Source organism: Cyanobium sp. LEGE 06113 (genome assembly GCF_015207615.1).
In genome coordinates this window covers 14,631-31,087 of sequence record NZ_JADEWM010000013.1, presented here as the reverse complement: position 1 = coordinate 31,087, position 16,457 = coordinate 14,631, and the positions used below count along the sequence as shown (strand labels likewise).

The window sequence follows — 16,457 nt, the reverse complement described above, 5'->3', positions numbered from 1 at the left end:
TCCAGGTTCTGCTACCTCCACTCCCGTTTCCAGAAGCTCTCGGTGGCTGTCGCCTCGCAGCGACCTAAGAAACCTACAGCACCGAAGGGCCGCTCTCGCAGGCGCTCTTCCATCTCTGTAAGCCTGCTCCTCTCTGGTTCCAGCCTCGCGGCCTTCCCCTCTCAGAGCAGTCCAAAACTATAGCACCTGCTCAGCCCTCCTCTGCCGGTGCTTCAAAGGGCCCTGTCGCCATGCGGCTGAGCGGCTGGAGACGCGCGCGCAGGACGGGGGCCTCTCCTGGGATCAGAGCCAAGGCTGGACAGCCGCGCTCGCTGGTACCTGAAGCGTTCTGAATCAGACAACATCTGAACCCACCAGAAGGGCACCAGCAGCCTGGGCTAGGACCGCTTGTGCCACTGCGGTGCCGCTGCGGAGAGAAGCTTGCTTCAGCGGCCATGGGTCCAGCCAGAGTTCCGTGACGGCCAAGGCGATGGCCCTCGTTGTCAGAACCCGTGCAAGGGCCTGAAAATGGATCTGGGCCAGAGCATGGGCCACCTCCAGGGCTGGGGCCCCAGGGGCTTGAGGGGCGTGCAAGGACAGCTTTAGAGCTGGTTTGGCACATCATGGCTGTCAGACAGTCAGCCCAGAGCCGCTACAAGTTTGGGGAAATTCGGTGATTCGCTGATCCCCCACGTCGACCCTGATGTGGGTGTTGGGACCTTCAGCTCAATGGGGAGCAACGCATCGGCACTGTCTGGCAGCAGGCTTCATCTGGTTGGATGCATGGGGGTCCAACACTTGATCCTCTTGAAAGCCAGCTCTGGTCACTTGACACGCTCTTCAGCACGGCGCACGCATTCACAGCATCCGACCCTGAATCCACCTTCAATGAGTGAGTCCACTGTCGTGGTGGAGCGCTGATGGGATCCACAGGGCGACCATGTTGGTGTACCTGCAACATCTGCCGGCAGGAAAATCGCGCTGCGAAGGATCTCAACCTATATTTGGGGTTCGATCGATACTCCTTGTCTGCCAAACTTCAGTGCACGCGAACCACCCGACGGCGGCCGACGGCCTGGCCTCTCCCGGAGTGACCGTTCTCCAGCGGTGCGCCCAAAGCGCAAAGGCCTGGCCCTGGCCCGCGGCGTGGGCATCGGCGCGCTGCTGATCGCCCTGGTGGTGGGCATTCAGCTAGGGCGCATCCCCTGGCGCTACCGCCGCCAGATCCTGCTGGCCCAGGGGTTTCTGGTGGGGGCACTGGTGGGCTACGTGGTGGGCCGGGTGAGCGGCTCCGGCCCATCAGAGCCCGAGAGCTGATCGGGGCAGCCGCAGGCCTGTGCCACGATCCCAACCCAGCGCCCCATCTCCTCTGTGACCCTGCGGCTCACCAACACGCTCACCCGTCGCGTTGAGGCGTTCGAGCCTCTGGAGCCGGGCAAGGTGAGCATCTACTGCTGCGGCGTCACGGTGTATGACCTCTGCCACCTCGGCCACGCCCGCAGCTACATCGCCTGGGATGTGCTGCGCCGTTACCTGATCTGGAGCGGCTATGCGGTGACCTTCGTGCAGAACTACACCGACATCGACGACAAGATCCTTGGCCGCGCCTCCAGCGAGGGCAGCTCGATGGAGGTGGTGAGCGAGCGCAACATCGAGGCCTTCCGCACTGACATGGCCCGGCTCAACATCCTGCCCCCGGATCGGATGCCCCGGGCCACGGGCAGTCTCGGGGCGATCCGCCGCATGATCACGGAGCTGGAGGCCAAGGGCGCGGCCTATTCCGCCGACGGCGATGTGTATTTCGCCGTGATGGGCCATGGCGGCTACGGCAAGCTCTCCGGCCGCGACCTGGGCGAGCAGCAGGACAATGCCGCCGGCCGCGTGGCGACGGCGGAAGAGGCCCGCAAGCGGCACCCCTTTGATTTCGCCCTCTGGAAGGGCGCCAAACCGGGCGAACCGAGTTATCCCTCCCCTTGGGGCGAGGGGCGGCCGGGCTGGCACATCGAGTGCTCCGCCATGGTGCGCGAGGAGCTGGGCGACACGATCGACATCCACCTGGGCGGCGCCGATCTGATCTTTCCCCACCACGAGAACGAGATCGCCCAGTCGGAGGCCACCACCGGCAAGCCCCTGGCGCGCCTCTGGCTGCATAACGGCATGGTGAATGTGGGCGGCGAGAAGATGTCCAAGTCGCTGGGCAACTTCACCACCATCCGCGCCCTGCTGGATTCGGGGGTGAGCCCGATGACCCTGCGGCTGTTCACCCTGCAGGCCCACTACCGCAAGCCCCTCGATTTCAGCAGCGAGGCCCTGGAGGCCGCCGCCGCCGGCTGGAAGGGACTCAATGCCGCCCTGGGCCTCGGCCAGCCCAGCGCCGACAGCGCCATCACCCCTGTGCCCAGCGCCGGCGATTCCGGCGCCCTGGAGCCAGAGCTGGCGGCGCTGCGTGAGCGCTTCATCGAGGCCATGGACGACGACCTCAACACCTCAGCCGCCCTGGCCACGCTGTTTGAGCTGGGCCGCCCCCTGCGCAGCCTGGCCAACCGGCTGGAGCGCGGCGACGACAGCGCCGCCGAGGCCGTTGCCAGCCCCGCCATGGCCGCCCGGCTGGGCCTGCTGCAGGAGCTGGCGGCCGTGCTGGGGCTGAAGCCAGAGGCCCCGGCCCCGCCGCAGAACCCCGCCGGCACCGCGGCAGCCCCCGAAGAAGCGGAGATCCTGGAGCGCATCGAAAGCCGCCGCGCCGCCAAGGCCGCCCGCGACTACGCAAGCGCCGACCGCATCCGCGCCGCACTGCAGGCTGAGGGCATCGAGCTGATCGACCGCCCCGGCGGCCACACCGAGTGGCTGCGCCGCTGAGCCGGCTGCCCGCAGCCCGCGCCGCTCACTCCGGCGGCGCCTGATCAGCCATCAGCCGCTCAATGCGGCGGATCCGCACCAGGGTGGTCTGCCACACCTCCAGCTCAAAGGAGCGACCGGCATCGCCGGCCTGCACCGCCTCGCGGCAGCTGACCACCATGGCCTCAATGTCCTGGCGGGCCTCAAAGGCATCCCAGAGCTTGCGCTCCAGCCGGGCCCGCTCGATGAAGTTCCAGCGCTGCAGCCAGCCCGGCATTGCCGTCATCGTTCCGCCATCCACTGGCGCCAGTCAAACCCCTGGCCGGCGGGGCTCAGCCGCTCCAGCTGCGGGCCAGGTCGAGCACCGACACCACCAGGCCCACCGTGATGGCGGGCGGCGACAGCCAGCGCAGGGCCCAGAGCAAGGGCCGCACCAGGGCATCAGAGCTGCCGGACTGACGCAGATCCTGCAGGAAGCGCGCCGGGGCACCCCAGCCCAGCAGCAGCGCCAGCCCCAGGCCGCCACTGATCAGCACCACCCCGCCGAACACCGCATCCATGCGCTCCAGCACGCCCACATCCAGGGCCGAGGGCAGCCCCAGCACGGCGATCAGCAGCACCAGCAGCCAGGTGGTGCGGCGGCGGCTCCAGCCCAGGCGGTCCATCAGGGAGCTGGTGGGCACCTCCAGCAGCGACACGGCGGAGGTGATCGCGGCGATGTAGGCCAGGGCGAAGAACACCACGGCCACGAGCCGGCCGCTCAGGCCCAGGGAGGCCAGACCGGTGGGCAGGGCGATGAACAGGGTGCCCACGGTGCTGCCGCTCACCACGTCGCCCAGGCCGAAACTCGCTACCACCGGGAAGGTGACGCAGCCGGCCATCAGCCCGACGGCCGTGTCCATCGCCACCACGCTGGCGGCCTCGCGGGGAATGGGGCTGCGCCGCTCCAGGTAGGCCGCGTAGGCCAGGATCGCGCCGATGCCGGTGCCGATCGAGAAGAAGGCCTGGGTGAAGGCGTTGCGGATCGTGGCCGGGTCGAGCAGTTTGGCGGCATCCCAGCGCAGCAGGAAGGTGCGGTAGCCGGCGGCTGTCTCCGGCAGGGTGCTGGCCCACACCAGCAGGCCGAGCAGCATCAGGAACAGCAGCGGCATGCCCCAGCGGCTGAGCCGCTCGATGCCGCCACGGATGCCTGCGGCCACCACCACACCCGTGAGGGCCAGGCTGAGCAGGTGGCCGAGCACGGCATCACCGCCACTGCTGATCGACGAGAAGAAGGTCTGCGCCGCCGCCATGTCGCTCGGCAGGCCATCAGCCAGGGCATGCAGCAGGGTGCGGCCTGTCCAGCCCATCAGCACGGCGTAATAGGAGAGGATTCCCGTGGCAGCCGCCATGTAGAGCCAGCCCAGCGGCGCCCAGCGGCGGCCCCCCGCCGTGACCGGCGCCAGCAGCGGCGCATGGCCGGTGCTGCGCCCCAGCACCATCTCGGCCACCAGCACCGGCAGGCACACCAGCAGCACGATCAGCAGGTAGAGCAGCACGAAGGCGGCACCGCCGCCCTGGGAAGCCCGGTAGGCGAAGCCCCAGAGATTGCCCAGGCCCACCGCACTGCCCGAGGCCGCCAGCACGAATCCCAGAGCCGAACCCCAGTGTTCCGGGGGCCTGCCGCGGTCGCCGATGCGGAAACGGGTCATGGCAGCTGTGGAGATCGCCCCAGTGTCCAGCACGTGGCCATCAGGCGCCCATCTCCTGGCCACCGGCGCGGGCCTGCAGCTGCTCCAGCCCCGTCACCAGGGCCACCCCGAGGCCCATCAGCAGCAGAGCCACGGCCAGGGCCCCGCCGCTGGTGGGAGGCGCCAGGGCATCGCGCAGCACCACCACCGCGCCCCTGGCGTTGACGACACTCTCGAGCACGACACGAAACGGCCAGATCTTCCAGAGCGAGCCGGCCATGAAGCCCACCAGCAGGGCCACGGTCTGCCCGTGCCAGCGCTGCAGCAGCCAGCGCAGCAGCCGCACAAACAGCAGCAGGCCGGTGATGCAGCCCAGGGCAAAGGGCACCAGGGTGCCGAACTGCAGCCCCTTCACGGCCTCGAGCACGTGCTGGTACTGGCCCAGCACCAGCAGCAGAAAGGAGCCGGACACCCCCGGCAGGATCATCGCCATGATCGCCACAGCGCCGCTCCAGTAGATGGTGAGGGGGTCGTGGGGCATGGTCACCGGCACCCGGGTGACCAGCAGCAGCGCCCCCAGCACCCCGCTGGCCATGGCGATCAGGCCGGAGACGCCCCAGTGGGCGTGACGGGCGATCAGCACGATCGAGCCCACGATCAAGCCGAAGAAGAAGGCGAACAGCAACACCCGGTGGTCGGCATAGAGCCAGGTGATCGGCCGCACCAGCAGCAGCACCGACCCCAGCAGCCCCGAGAGCAGGGGCAGCAGGAAGCCGAGGTGCACCCGCGCTGCCGCCTGCCGCCAGGCGCCACGACCCAGCAGGGCCAGAAAGGTGAGGTCGAAGCCGGCCACGGCCTCGAGCAGGCGGCCGTAGATGCCGAGGATGAAGGCCATGCTTCCCCCCGAAACCCCTGGCACCACATCGGCGGCGCCCATCGCCAGGCCACAGAGCAGCACGTAGGGCAGGGAGGGCGCGCGGGCCATGGGGGAATCAGTGGGACACTTGAAGCGCCGCAACCTTAGGGAGCCCTGCCGTGAAAGCCATCAGCGTGCTGGGGTCCACCGGCTCCATCGGCACCCAGACGCTGCAGCTGGCCTGCGAATTTCCCGACCGCTTCAAGGTGGTGGCCCTCACGGCGGGCAACAACCTCGACCTGCTGCTGGAGCAGATCCTGCGCCATGCCCCCGAGGCGGTGGCCCTGGCCGATGGCGAGCGAGTGGCGGAGCTGCGCCAGCGCCTGGCGGCCCTCGATCCGGCCCACCAGCCAGCACGGCTGCCGGAGCTGCTGGGGGGCCTCGACGGCCTCTGCGCCGTGGCCGCCTGGCCCAGCGCCGACCTGGTGGTGACCGGCATCGTGGGCTGCGCCGGCCTGCTGCCCACCCTGGCGGCGATCCGCGCCGGCAAGGACCTGGCCCTGGCCAACAAGGAAACCCTGATCGCCGCCGGCCCGGTGGTGCTGCCAGAACTGGCGCAATCCGGCAGCCGGCTGCTGCCTGCCGATTCCGAGCACTCCGCCATCTTCCAGTGCCTGCAGGGCACCCCCTGGGCCGACACCGCCCGCCTCTCCACAGGCGTGCCCACCCCTGGTCTGCGTCGCATCCAGCTCACCGCCAGCGGCGGCGCCTTCCGCGACTGGCCCGCCGCCGAGCTGGCCCGGGCCACCGTGGCCGATGCCACCAGCCACCCCAACTGGAGCATGGGCCGCAAGATCACGGTGGATTCGGCCTCGCTGATGAACAAGGGCCTGGAGGTGATCGAGGCCCACTACCTGTTCGGGCTCGACTACGACCACATCGAGATCGTGATTCACCCGCAATCGATCATCCACTCGATGGTGGAGCTGGCCGATTCCTCGGTGCTGGCCCAGCTGGGCTGGCCAGACATGAAGCTGCCGCTCCTCTACTGCCTCAGCTGGCCCGGGCGGCTGGAGACCCCCTGGCGGCGCCTGGACCTCACGCAGGTGGGGCAGCTCAGCTTCCGCGCACCGGAGCCGGCCAAGTACCCCTGCATGGCCCTGGCCTACGCCGCCGGCCGGGCCGGCGGCACGATGCCAGCAGTGATGAACGCCGCCAACGAGCAGGCCGTGGCCCTGTTCCTCGAGGAGCAGGTGCATTTCCTCGACATTCCGCGCCTGATCGAGCGGGTGTGTGACCGCCACCGGGCCGACCTCACCGCCAGGCCATCCCTGGACGACGTGCTGGCGATCGACGCCTGGGCCCGCCAGGCGGTGCACGAGGCCGCCGCCCAGCTCAGCGCCCGCACGCCAGCCGCCCTGCCGGCCTGATCGCTGCCATGCCCGTGGTCCAAGCCCCGATCGCCCACCACCTGCTGCTCTGCGCCACCCCCACCAAGGCGCTCTGCTGCCCCGATCCCGCCCTGGGGGCCGCCAGCTGGGATGCGCTCAAACGCCTGGTGCGGGAGCTGGGCCTGGAGGATCCGGCCCGCCCCGGCGGCATCGTGCTGCGCACCAAGGCCGACTGCCTGCGCATCTGCAGCGAGGGCCCGATCCTGCTGCTCTGGCCGGAGGGGATTGTGTATGGGGCAGTCACGCCGGAGCGGATCGAGCGGATCGTGCGGGAGCACGTGGTGGGCGGCGTGCCCATCGAGGAATGGATCCTGCGGCGGCAGCCCTTCAGCTCAGCTGCCGCTGCAGCCAGCGCAGGGTGAGCTGATCGGCCCAGGTGGCCGATGGGCCATCACCGCGAGCATGGAAGCCGTTGTGGCCGCCCCCGGCCGTGAGCACCACATCGGCGCAAAGGGCGGCCGGAGCGGCGGCGGCCAGCTGCTGGGTGGCCGTGGCGGGCACCCAGGGATCATCCAGAGAGTGCACCAGCAGGGTGGGCGGCAGGGGCGCACCCGCCAGCAGCCGCTGCAGCGGGGAGGCGTCGCGGTAGTAGGCCTCCACGCTGGGATAACCCCAGCGTGGCGCCGTGATGGCGGCGTCAAAGGCGCGGATGGAGCCGGGGGCCCCGGGGCCCTGCAGCCGCGCCTGCTCGGCGGGGTCGAGGCCGAAGGGGTCGTCCTGGGTGAGGGCGATCAGGCGGCGCAGCAGCCAGCGCTGGTAGAGGCGGTTGCGGGGCCGGCCGATCTGATCGGAGCAGGCGGCCAGATCGAGGGGACTGCTGACGCACACCAGCCCCGCCAGCAGGCCTGGCTCGGCCAGGGCGGCATTGAGCAGCACCGTTCCCCCAAGGGAAAGCCCCACGCCGAGCAGCGGCGCCGGCGCCGCCAGGGCGGCGATCTGGTGCAGCACCGGCAGCAGGTCGCGATTGCAGGCGGCGGCATAGGTGCCCGCCGCCAAGGGCCGGCCGGGGCCCGCGCCGCGCAGGTTGAGGCGCAGCACGCCGAAACCGGCCCCGGCCATGGTCTGGCCCAGGCGGCGCACACCGCGGGCCTCACTGCTGCCTCCGAGGCCATGCAGCAGCACCACAAGGGCTGGAGGTGTCGCCGTGGCAGGAGCCGGTGCAACGCTCAGGCCAACCAGAGCCTGGGGCTGTTGCAACGGAGCGGCTCCAGGCGCACTTGGGATGGGATCCAGGGGAAAGCGAACGGTTGCGGCGCCCTCCTCTGGCAGCCGCAGCGGCCACAGCGTGTCGCGCAGGGTCTGCAGATCCGGCCCCCACCAGGGCCAGCGTGGGCCGGGCCATGGGCTGCCGAGCCAGGGGGGACCCACCTCACGGAGCATCGGGATCAGCAGCCGGACCGGGACATCCTCAAGCCATGGCGCCCCCGGCTCAGGACGCCACCTTCTGCCGCCCCACCCCCAGCTCCCGCAGTTCCGACAGCAGGCCGTTGAGCACCACCTTGGCGTCGCCGAACACCATCGCCGTCTGGGGCAGCTCGAACAGGCCATTGGCGATTCCGGCGTAGCCGGCGCCGAGGCTGCGCTTCACCACGAACACCTGGCGGGCCTGGTCCACCTCCAGCACGGGCATGCCGTAGAGGGGGCTGGTGGGGTCGGTCTTGGCGTCGGGGTTCACCACGTCGTTGGCGCCGAGCACGATCGCCACATCCGTGCGGGGGAACTCGGGGTTGATGGCGTCCATCTCCTGCAGCTGCTCGTAGGGCACATCGGCCTCGGCCAGCAGCACATTCATGTGGCCGGGCATGCGCCCCGCCACGGGATGAATCGCATAGTTCACCTCGGTGCCGTTGGCCTCGAGCACCTTGGCCAGCTCCCGCAGGGCGTGCTGGGCCTGGGCCACGGCCAGCCCATAGCCGGGCACGAACACCACCCGCTCGGCGTTCTCCAGGGCAAGGGCACACTCTTCAGGGCTGCAGCTGGTGATGCGGGTGTAGCCGGCCTCGCTGCCGCCGCCGCCCACCTTGGCCGCCACCCCCAGGGCGCCGCCGAACAGCACGCTCACCAGGGAGCGATTCATGGCGGTGCACATCACCTGGGTGAGGATCAGGCCGGCCGAGCCCACCATGGCGCCGGCCACGATCAGCAGCTGGCTGCCCACCACGAAGCCCGCCGCCGCCGCCGCCACGCCCGAGTAGCTGTTCAGCAGCGAGATCACCACCGGCATGTCGGCGCCGCCGATCGGCAGGGTGAGGCCGATGCCGAGCAGGCAGGAGCTGGCCACCAGCACGGCCAGCAGCGTAGGGCCGCCGGAGCTGCTCAGCAGCACCGCCGCCGCCAGGGCCACCGCCGCCAGGGCGATGTTCACCCCGTGGCGCAGGCCGCTCTGGGTCCAGCCCGGCGTGCCCAGCCAGCCCTGCAGCTTGGCCATGGCCACGATCGAGCCACTGAAGGTGATCGCGCCCACCACCACCGAGATGGCGATCGACACCTGGGACACCAGGTTGGAAGCATCGGCGCGGAACAGGGCCACCCCCACGGCCACCAGCAGCGAGGAGAGGCCGCCACAGCCGTTGAACAGGGCCACCATTTCGGGCATGGCCGTCATCGGCACCCGGCGGGCGGTGATCAGCCCGGCCAGGCCACCCACGGCGGCGCCGGCGGCGATGCCCGCCCAGGCGATCGGCGCCGGGCGCAGCTGGATCAGCAACCCAGCCACGGCCAGCCCCATGGCCAGGGCGGCCAGGCCATTGGCGGAGCGGGCCGAGCGCACCTTGGCCAGGCCCTTGAGGCCCAGGGCGAGCAGCAGCACGGCCGCCAGGTCGATCACCACGGGAAACGCGGTGCTCAGGGTGTCCATCAGGTTCAGGCGGTAGGGAAGGGGAGTCGGTTCAGCGCGGTTTGCGGGCGAACATCGCCAGCATGCGGTCGGTCACCAGGAAGCCGCCCACCACGTTGAACAGGGCGAAGCCGAGGGAGAGGGAGCCCAGCAGCAGCAGCACCGGGGCATCCCCGGCCTGGGAAATCAGCGTGAGCGAGGCCAGCACGGTGATGCCGCTGATGGCGTTGGCGCCGCTCATCAGGGGAGTGTGCAGGGTGGGGGGCACCTTGCCGATCAGTTCCAGCCCCAGCAGGCTGCCGAGCAGCAGCACCCAGAGCGATTCGGAGAGGCTGCCCATCAGGCCACCCCCGCCAGCTGGGGCTCATCGGCGGCCACACCCACCACATCGGGGCGCCAACAGCGACCCCCATGGGTGATCAGGCAGCCCGCCACGATCGGATCCTCGCGATCGAAGCCGAAGCTGGCGCCGGGCGGCGGGTTCAGGCTGAGCAGATGCTCCAGCAGGGCCGCCACGTTGCGGGCATAGAGGGCGCTGGCGTGGTTGGGCACGCTGCTCGGCAGGGCATCGGCGCCGATCAGCTGCACGCCGTGGCGCAGCACGGTCTGGCCGGGCACCGTGCAGGCGCAGTTGCCGCCCTGGCCCACGGCCAGATCCACCACCACCGCCCCGGGACGCAGCCGATCCAGCATCGCCTCGCTGATCAGCCGCGGCGCCGGCCGGCCGGGCACCTGGGCCGTGCAGATCACCATGTCGGCCTGGACGAGCTGCTCTTCGAGCTGCTGGCGCTGGGCAGCCAGGAAGGCCTCGCTGGCCGCCTTCGCATAGCCGCCCGCCTCGCCCGGGGCCTCATCCCGCTCGGGAGGCGCCACGAAGCGCCCTCCCAGAGACTCCACCTGTTCGCGGGCGGCGGCGCGCACATCGCTCACATACACCACCGAACCGAGACGGCGGGCGGTGGCCAGGGCCTGGAGGCCCGCCACGCCGGCACCGAGGATCAGGGTGCGGGCCGGCTGGATCGTGCCGGCGGCCGTCATCAGCATCGGCACGTAGCGATCCAGGGCCGCCGCCGCCAGCAGCACCGCCTTGTAGCCGGCGATGTTGGCCTGGGAGGAGAGCACGTCCATGGTCTGGGCACGGCTGGTGCGGGGCAGCAGCTCCATGGCCAGGGCCGACACCTGACGGCGGTTGAGGGCTCCCACCAGGCGTCGGCGCCGTAGGGGGCCAGCAGGCCCACCAGCACGGCGCCGGGGCGCAGCTGCTCCAGGCGCTCCTGGCAAGGGGGCTGCACACACAGCACCCCATCGAGGTGCTCCCAGCTGGGAGCGTCAGCCGCCAGGAGTTCGGCGCCGGCCGTGGCATAGGCCTGATCGCCGTAGCCGGAGGCTTCACCGGCCCCGGCCTCCACGGCGATGCTCAGGCCCTTGGAGCTGAGTCGCTGCACGGTTTCGGGAGTGGCGGCCACCCGCGCCTCCCCGGGGCGGACTTCCCGCGGAATCAGGAGCTGGGGGGGAGACTGGGACACCGGCGCTGCACATGGTCCTCTCTGTATTAGGAAGCCAGTTGCAGGAGGCGGCAACGGATCGGGGGTCAATGTGCGGGCATGCCCACCTGGCAGGCTCTGGACACACCAGCGGATCGGCGTCACTACACAATCGGCAGCAATTCCTGTTCGATGCAGCGGGCCAGGGCTTCGGCTCGGTAGCGGTGCAGCAGGCGGGCCCGCAGGATCAGCGGGTCGATGTCGCACTCCATCAGCCAGCAGAGCTCCAGGTGGCGGCGTCGCCACGCCGACGAGGCGATCGGCATCCGGGGTGGGGGAACCATGGCCGCGCTCGACTGCCGCTCACCCGGAAGCTAGGCAGCCTGCAGAACCTGCCCATCAGCGAGAACACTTATTTGTAAGGGCGTTTTGGGATAGGAGCGTTCTGGTGCGTTTCGGGGACAATGCAGGCTCCAGGAGTGCCATGCCCCACCCCTCCTTCACCATGTCTGCGGGGAACGGTTCGGCCGCGGCCTGCCCGATCCGCCCGCGCCAGTGGCAGAGCCAGCTGATCCAGCTGCTGCGTGCCCGCCTGGTGCAGGCAGCCGCTGGCGGCCAGGACGTGCTGATCCACGCCGGCCCCGGCGCCGGCAAGACCCTTGGCGCCCTGCTCAGCTTTCAGCGCCTCCAGGCGGAGGGACGGCTGGATCACCTGCTGGTGTTCTGCCACCGCACCACGATCGCCAGCCAATGGCAGGCGGCCGCCTTGCGCCTGGGGATGCAGCTGCAGCTCTGGAGCCCCGACGACGAGCTGGCGCCCCCCCAGGCCGGAGAAGCCCGGCAGGGCCTGGTGCTCAGCTACCAGGCCGCCGCCCGCTACCGCCAGCGCCTCGAGGCCGCCTGGAGCGACCCCTGGAGCGCCGATGGGCCAGGCGCGATCGGAGGGGGCCGCTGGCTGGCGATCGCCGATGAGGTGCACCACCTCGGCATCGATCCGGAGGAACCCGAGGCGGCAGCCTGGGGTCAGGCCTTCAGCCGACTCACCGCCGGTGCCGCCCTGCGGCTGGGCCTCACCGGCACCCCCTTCCGCGCCGACAACCTGGCCTTCTGCGCCGCTCGCCGCATTCAGGAGCGCCAGGGCGATCAAACGGTGGAGCACATCCGCCCCGATCTGAGCGTGGAGCCCAGGGCCCTGATCGCCGCCGGCGATGTGCGGCCGCTGGAGTTCCGCTTCCAGGACGGCTGGGTGGAACATGGCCGCCCGATCGAGGCCAACCCGCTGCAGCACGGCGACACAGAAACCTCGCCCCTCTCGGCCGAGGCCCGCGAGAGCTGGCGGGCCCGCAACCTGCGGCGGGCCATCCGCCTGGGTGATTCCAGCAGCATCGCCCTGCGGCTGCTGCTGCGCGCCCGCGATCGCCTCGAACGGGTGCGGCGCGAGCACCCCGAGGCGGGCGGGCTGGTGATCGCCCGCGACATCGCCCATGCGGGCCAGCTCAGCGCGCTGCTGCGGGAGCAGGGCGATCGGGTGCATCTGGTGCACTCCCAGGATCCCCAGGCGGCGGAGCGGCTGGCGGCCTTTCAGGCGGGGGAGGCCGACTGGCTGGTGAGCATCGACATGTGTGCCGAGGGCTTCGATGCCCCCCGGCTGCGGGTGGTGGCCTACCTCACCACCGTGGTGACCCGCAGCCGCTTCGTGCAGGCGATCACCCGGGCCGTGCGCATGGAGGCAAGCCGCGCAGCCCTGGAGGCGATTCCGCGCCATCCCTCCTATGTGTTCGCCCCCGCCGATCCCCTGCTGATCAGCTATGCCAGCAGCTGGTCGCTGAGCGAACCCTATCTGCTGCGGAGCCGCTCCACCCCGGCGGCGGCAGCTGGAGCGGGCCCGTCCCCCGGGGGGCAACGTCCCCTGGAGGCGATTCGTGAACAGGCGGGCGCGGTGCTGCGCCTGCGCGGGCCCGAACTGCCTGGCTTCCTGAAGCGCCCCGCCTGAAAGGCCCAGCTGAGCGACCCTTCACCACAAACCTGTACGGATTTGCGCAAAACACTTGCCAAAAACGGCCAAAGGGGCGATGCGTTCACGACGTTGTGTCAACCACTACCTCAATTCGGCTCGGCAGCCGCCAACGTGGTGCCACAAACGGAATTTGAGTCGGGATCATGGATGCTCCACTGAACCGCCGACTCACCGTTGCCGTGAGCTGGGCCCTCGCCCGCCGAGCCACCCTCGATGCCCTTGAGCATTACGAAGAAAGCTACGCCCTCACTGAGGAGTTCCGCGAATGGCTGCTGGGCGTGGAAGACCATCCCCAGGTGCTGGAGCTGGGCATGCTGATGGTGCCCAACAACCTGGGCAAGGCCGTGAACCCCGAGATCGACGGCATCCTGGAGCTCTGAGCGCAGCAGGCCGCCCCTTCGCCTAGGCTGCAACTCATAGTCATTCCGCCTAAGCCGTGTCCGCCGAGAGCAGCCCCGCCGTCCAGAGCCGACCAGAGATCGAGAACCTGGTGATCGTGGGCTCCGGGCCAGCCGGCTACACCGCCGCCATTTACGCCGCCCGCGCCAACCTGCGGCCCCTGCTGATCACCGGCTTCCAGGACGGCGGCATCCCCGGCGGTCAACTGATGACCACCACCCACGTGGAGAACTACCCCGGCTTTCCCGATGGGATCCTGGGGCCTGACCTGATGGATCGGATGAAGGCCCAGGCTGAGCGCTGGGGCACCGAGCTGGTGCTCGCCGATGCCACCGCCATCGACCTCTCCCAGCGGCCTTACCGGGTGAGTGCCGATGGCGTCACCTACATGGCCCACAGCGTGATCCTGGCCACCGGCGCCAGCGCCAACCGGCTGGGCCTTCCCAGTGAGCAGCAGTTCTGGAGCCGCGGCATCAGCGCCTGCGCCATCTGCGACGGCGCCACCCCCCAGTTCCGCAACGAGCCCGTGGCCGTGGTGGGCGGCGGCGACTCCGCCTGTGAGGAGGCCGTGTACCTCACGAAGTACGGCAGCCAGGTGCACCTGATCGTGCGCTCCGGCCAGCTGCGGGCCAGCAAGGCCATGGCCGATCGGGTGCTGGCCAATCCCGCCATCAGCGTGCACTGGCACCGTCAGGTGCTCGATTGCAGCGGCGGGGACTGGCTGGAGTCCCTCACCCTGCAGGACACTCAGGCAGACGGACGCGAGCAGCTGGCCGTCAAAGGCCTCTTCTATGCCATCGGCCACACCCCCAATACACGCCTGGTCAAAGACCAGCTGGAGGTGGACAGCCTCGGCTACCTGGTGACCCGCCCCGGCCGGCCTGAAACCAGCCTTGAAGGCGTGTTCGCCGCCGGCGACGTGGCCGATGCCGAGTGGCGCCAGGGCGTCACCGCCGCCGGCAGCGGCTGCCAGGCGGCCCTCGCCGCCGAGCGCTGGCTCACCCACCACAACCTGGCCACCACGGTGAGCCACACTCCCGTGGATCCGCAGACAGTGGGCGAGCCGAAGCGCACCGCCGTGAGCGATGAGGCCAACTTCGATCCCGCCGCCCTGTGGCAGAAGGGCGGCTACGCCCTGCGCAAGCTCTACCACGACAGCGACAAGCCGCTGCTGGTGGTGTACACCTCCCCCACCTGCGGGCCCTGCCACGTGCTCAAGCCCCAGCTCAAGCGCGTGCTCGACGAGCTGGGCGGCGCCGCCCAGGGGGTGGAGATCGACATCGAGGCCGATCAGGAGATCGCCGTGCAGGCCGGCGTCACCGGCACCCCCACGGTGCAGCTGTTCTTCCGCAAGGAACTGCAGCAGCAGTTCAAGGGCGTGAAACAGCGCAGCGCCTTCAAGGCCGCCATCGAAGGGCTGCTGGCCGTACCCGTCTGAGCCGGTTGGCGCTGGGCGGGCCCAGGCTCAGCGGCGCCGGGGGCCGCCAGGACGGTTGCCACCGGCGCGGGGGCCCGTGGCGCCGGCGTTGCGCTCCCGGTAGGTGATGCGGCCGCGGGTGAGGTCGTAGGGGCTGATCTCCACCAGCACCTTGTCGCCCGCCAGCAGCTTGATCCGGAACTTGGTGAGCTTGCCTGCCGCCCTGCACAGGCACTGGTGACCAGAGGGCTGCTCCAGGGTCACCAGGTAGAACCCGTTGCCCTGTTCCTTCTCAATCACACCGGAGGTCTCAATCATGCAGCGAAGCGGCCAGGCGAAGCAACAGCTCTCTGCAGCTTAGGCGTCACAGGGCCGCCCCCCTGCCGGCCGGCGAGGCTCAGGGCCTAGGGTCTGCGCCACCTCTGCAGCAAGCCCCACCACCATGATCCTTCCTCCTCTCAGCCTGGATCTTGGCCTGCTGTTGATTTCGATCGGGGTGGTCAACCTCTGGAACGCCCGCCAGTCCTGATGCCGCGCTGACCACCCTTCTCTTCCATAAGCCCTATGGGGTGCTGAGCCAGTTCAGCCCCGAGCCCGGCAGCCGCTGGCGCTGCCTGGCGGAGTTCATCCCTGTGCCCAGGGTCTACGCCGCCGGCCGTCTCGATGCCGACAGCGAGGGCCTGTTGCTGCTCACCGACAACGGCCAGCTGCAGCGGCGTCTCACCGATCCCAGCTTTGGCCACTGGCGCACCTACTGGGTTCAGGTGGAGGGCCAGGCCAGCGACCACGCCGCCGCTCTGGAGCAGCTGCGCCGAGGCGTGCTGCTCCAGGGACAGTGCACCAGGCCCGCCCGTGTGCACTTACTGGCGGACCCCGCCCTGCCAGCGCGCCAGCCGCCGATCCGGCAGCGTGCCCGGATTCCAGTGAGCTGGCTGGAGCTGCAGTTGCAGGAGGGCCGCAACCGCCAGGTGCGGCGCATGACCGCCCTGGTGGGGCTGCCCACCCTGCGCCTGGTGCGGGTGGGCATCGACCTGATGGATGGCCAGGAGCCGCTCAATCTGCGCGATTTGCCCCCCGGCCAGTGGCGCCCGGTGACGGCTGTCGAGCAGGGGCGCCTGAATCGCCTGGGGCGTCCCTCACCCGGTCGGGGCGGCCGGGCCGGCGGCGGAAAATCGGGACGGGCTGGTGGCGGCGGGTAAGGGGGTTTGGCCAGCGGCTCAGCAGCCAGAGGCTCAGTGGTCTCAGCCCAGGCAATCCCTGATTTCCCGCACCGTCTGCAGCTGGCCGTAGTAGTAGTTGGCCCGGGCGCGGCGATCGGGATCCTCCAGGCTGTCAAAGGCATCGAAGCCCAGGCTCTGCCAGAGCTCGTGGCCGCAGGTGCTGGTGAGGGCGTCACCGGCCTCGGCCTCGAGGTTGGCCAGGCGGCGCTGCAGGTTCTTGATCTGGGCAACCGACATCGGCGAGACGCTTCAGCCGGTCATAGTACAGACGAACCAGCCAGGGTGGTGGTGGT

The 16,457-nt window shown here is 70.1% G+C and carries 17 protein-coding genes and 1 pseudogene; 8 read left to right on the top strand and 10 right to left on the bottom strand.

The window, feature by feature from the left end; translation table 11 throughout:
• Window positions 1-1,086: 1,086 nt before the first annotated feature.
• Window positions 1,087-1,296 (top strand): hypothetical protein, encoded by a 210-nt coding sequence (locus IQ220_RS14950; protein WP_193916199.1) that lies wholly within the window; start codon window positions 1,087-1,089, stop codon window positions 1,294-1,296.
• A gap of 54 nt (window positions 1,297-1,350) precedes the next feature.
• On the top strand, window positions 1,351-2,835 hold the full coding sequence (cysS, locus tag IQ220_RS14945; RefSeq protein WP_193916196.1) for a cysteine--tRNA ligase: 1,485 nt from the start codon (window positions 1,351-1,353) through the stop codon (window positions 2,833-2,835).
• A gap of 25 nt (window positions 2,836-2,860) precedes the next feature.
• Here the strand turns inward: cysS and IQ220_RS14940 are convergent, their stop codons facing one another.
• From IQ220_RS14940 to IQ220_RS14930, 3 genes are read right to left on the bottom strand one after another with little or no spacing between them, the layout of a single operon-like run.
• The gene (locus tag IQ220_RS14940) at window positions 2,861-3,100 is read right to left on the bottom strand and encodes a hypothetical protein (protein ID WP_193916193.1); all 240 of its coding nucleotides are present in this window, start codon (window positions 3,098-3,100) and stop codon (window positions 2,861-2,863) included.
• Window positions 3,101-3,146: 46 nt separating this feature from the next.
• The gene (locus IQ220_RS14935) at window positions 3,147-4,505 is read right to left on the bottom strand and encodes a sodium-dependent transporter (RefSeq protein WP_193916190.1); all 1,359 of its coding nucleotides are present in this window, start codon (window positions 4,503-4,505) and stop codon (window positions 3,147-3,149) included.
• A 40-nt stretch (window positions 4,506-4,545) separates the two neighbouring features.
• Window positions 4,546-5,469 (bottom strand): DUF368 domain-containing protein, encoded by a 924-nt coding sequence (locus IQ220_RS14930; RefSeq protein ID WP_228009292.1) that lies wholly within the window; start codon window positions 5,467-5,469, stop codon window positions 4,546-4,548.
• A 50-nt stretch (window positions 5,470-5,519) separates the two neighbouring features.
• Between IQ220_RS14930 and IQ220_RS14925 the strand changes: the two genes are divergently transcribed.
• Window positions 5,520-6,770: a 1-deoxy-D-xylulose-5-phosphate reductoisomerase gene (locus IQ220_RS14925; RefSeq protein ID WP_193916188.1), complete on the top strand. Its 1,251-nt coding sequence runs from the start codon at window positions 5,520-5,522 to the stop codon at window positions 6,768-6,770.
• A gap of 8 nt (window positions 6,771-6,778) precedes the next feature.
• Entirely contained in the window at window positions 6,779-7,153 is a 375-nt protein-coding gene (locus IQ220_RS14920; RefSeq protein ID WP_193916185.1) for a ferredoxin, read from the top strand.
• Here IQ220_RS14920 and IQ220_RS14915 read toward each other — a convergent pair.
• From IQ220_RS14915 to IQ220_RS14895, 5 genes and pseudogenes are all read right to left on the bottom strand, one after another.
• The gene (locus tag IQ220_RS14915) at window positions 7,119-8,171 is read right to left on the bottom strand and encodes an alpha/beta fold hydrolase (protein WP_193916182.1); all 1,053 of its coding nucleotides are present in this window, start codon (window positions 8,169-8,171) and stop codon (window positions 7,119-7,121) included. The two genes, IQ220_RS14920 and IQ220_RS14915, sit on opposite strands and share 35 nt — an antisense overlap.
• A gap of 49 nt (window positions 8,172-8,220) precedes the next feature.
• Window positions 8,221-9,648 carry an NAD(P)(+) transhydrogenase (Re/Si-specific) subunit beta gene (locus tag IQ220_RS14910; RefSeq protein WP_193916180.1) on the bottom strand — a complete coding sequence of 476 codons (1,428 nt, stop codon included), beginning with the start codon at window positions 9,646-9,648 and terminating at the stop codon, window positions 8,221-8,223.
• Window positions 9,649-9,679: 31 nt separating this feature from the next.
• Window positions 9,680-9,967 (bottom strand): NAD(P) transhydrogenase subunit alpha, encoded by a 288-nt coding sequence (locus tag IQ220_RS14905; RefSeq protein WP_193814170.1) that lies wholly within the window; start codon window positions 9,965-9,967, stop codon window positions 9,680-9,682.
• Window positions 9,967-11,153 (bottom strand): annotated as a pseudogene (locus tag IQ220_RS14900) (NAD(P) transhydrogenase subunit alpha). Before IQ220_RS14900 ends, IQ220_RS14905 begins: the two are co-directional and overlap by 1 nt.
• 122 nt (window positions 11,154-11,275) lie before the next feature.
• The gene (locus IQ220_RS14895; protein WP_193916223.1) at window positions 11,276-11,455 is read right to left on the bottom strand and encodes a hypothetical protein; all 180 of its coding nucleotides are present in this window, start codon (window positions 11,453-11,455) and stop codon (window positions 11,276-11,278) included.
• A 140-nt stretch (window positions 11,456-11,595) separates the two neighbouring features.
• Here IQ220_RS14895 and IQ220_RS14890 point away from each other — a divergent pair, with 140 nt between their 5' ends.
• The 3 genes from IQ220_RS14890 to trxB all read left to right on the top strand — a co-directional run bounded on the left by IQ220_RS14890 (window position 11,596) and on the right by trxB (window position 14,965).
• A complete protein-coding gene (locus tag IQ220_RS14890) occupies window positions 11,596-13,104 on the top strand; it encodes a DEAD/DEAH box helicase (protein ID WP_193916177.1) in 1,509 nt (502 codons plus the stop codon).
• A gap of 167 nt (window positions 13,105-13,271) precedes the next feature.
• Window positions 13,272-13,508, top strand: a complete 237-nt coding sequence (locus IQ220_RS14885; protein ID WP_186699080.1) for a hypothetical protein — start codon at window positions 13,272-13,274, stop codon at window positions 13,506-13,508.
• A 56-nt stretch (window positions 13,509-13,564) separates the two neighbouring features.
• Entirely contained in the window at window positions 13,565-14,965 is a 1,401-nt protein-coding gene (trxB, locus tag IQ220_RS14880) for a thioredoxin-disulfide reductase (RefSeq protein WP_370566518.1), read from the top strand.
• 27 nt (window positions 14,966-14,992) lie between these two features.
• On the opposite strand, the gene infA is transcribed toward trxB, so the two are convergent.
• The gene (infA, locus tag IQ220_RS14875; RefSeq protein WP_186699078.1) at window positions 14,993-15,262 is read right to left on the bottom strand and encodes a translation initiation factor IF-1; all 270 of its coding nucleotides are present in this window, start codon (window positions 15,260-15,262) and stop codon (window positions 14,993-14,995) included.
• 218 nt (window positions 15,263-15,480) lie between these two features.
• On the opposite strand from infA, the gene IQ220_RS14870 reads away from it, so the two are divergent.
• Window positions 15,481-16,143: a pseudouridine synthase gene (locus IQ220_RS14870; RefSeq protein WP_193916214.1), complete on the top strand. Its 663-nt coding sequence runs from the start codon at window positions 15,481-15,483 to the stop codon at window positions 16,141-16,143.
• 42 nt (window positions 16,144-16,185) lie between these two features.
• On the opposite strand, the gene IQ220_RS14865 is transcribed toward IQ220_RS14870, so the two are convergent.
• Window positions 16,186-16,401, bottom strand: a complete 216-nt coding sequence (locus IQ220_RS14865) for a hypothetical protein (protein WP_186699076.1) — start codon at window positions 16,399-16,401, stop codon at window positions 16,186-16,188.
• Between the last annotated feature and the right edge of the window lie 56 nt (window positions 16,402-16,457).

Coding starts and splice junctions, on each gene's coding strand:
- IQ220_RS14930 (WP_228009292.1), bottom strand. CDS start 5,469: ATGGCCCGCGCGCCCTCCCTGCCCTACGTGCTGCTCTGTGGCCTGGCG.
- IQ220_RS14910 (WP_193916180.1), bottom strand. CDS start 9,648: ATGGACACCCTGAGCACCGCGTTTCCCGTGGTGATCGACCTGGCGGCC.
- IQ220_RS14940 (WP_193916193.1), bottom strand. CDS start 3,100: ATGACGGCAATGCCGGGCTGGCTGCAGCGCTGGAACTTCATCGAGCGG.
- IQ220_RS14865 (WP_186699076.1), bottom strand. CDS start 16,401: ATGTCGGTTGCCCAGATCAAGAACCTGCAGCGCCGCCTGGCCAACCTC.
- IQ220_RS14935 (WP_193916190.1), bottom strand. CDS start 4,505: ATGACCCGTTTCCGCATCGGCGACCGCGGCAGGCCCCCGGAACACTGG.
- IQ220_RS14885 (WP_186699080.1), top strand. CDS start 13,272: ATGGATGCTCCACTGAACCGCCGACTCACCGTTGCCGTGAGCTGGGCC.
- IQ220_RS14890 (WP_193916177.1), top strand. CDS start 11,596: ATGCCCCACCCCTCCTTCACCATGTCTGCGGGGAACGGTTCGGCCGCG.
- IQ220_RS14905 (WP_193814170.1), bottom strand. CDS start 9,967: ATGGGCAGCCTCTCCGAATCGCTCTGGGTGCTGCTGCTCGGCAGCCTG.
- IQ220_RS14895 (WP_193916223.1), bottom strand. CDS start 11,455: ATGGTTCCCCCACCCCGGATGCCGATCGCCTCGTCGGCGTGGCGACGC.
- IQ220_RS14915 (WP_193916182.1), bottom strand. CDS start 8,171: ATGCTCCGTGAGGTGGGTCCCCCCTGGCTCGGCAGCCCATGGCCCGGC.
- infA (WP_186699078.1), bottom strand. CDS start 15,262: ATGATTGAGACCTCCGGTGTGATTGAGAAGGAACAGGGCAACGGGTTC.
- IQ220_RS14920 (WP_193916185.1), top strand. CDS start 6,779: ATGCCCGTGGTCCAAGCCCCGATCGCCCACCACCTGCTGCTCTGCGCC.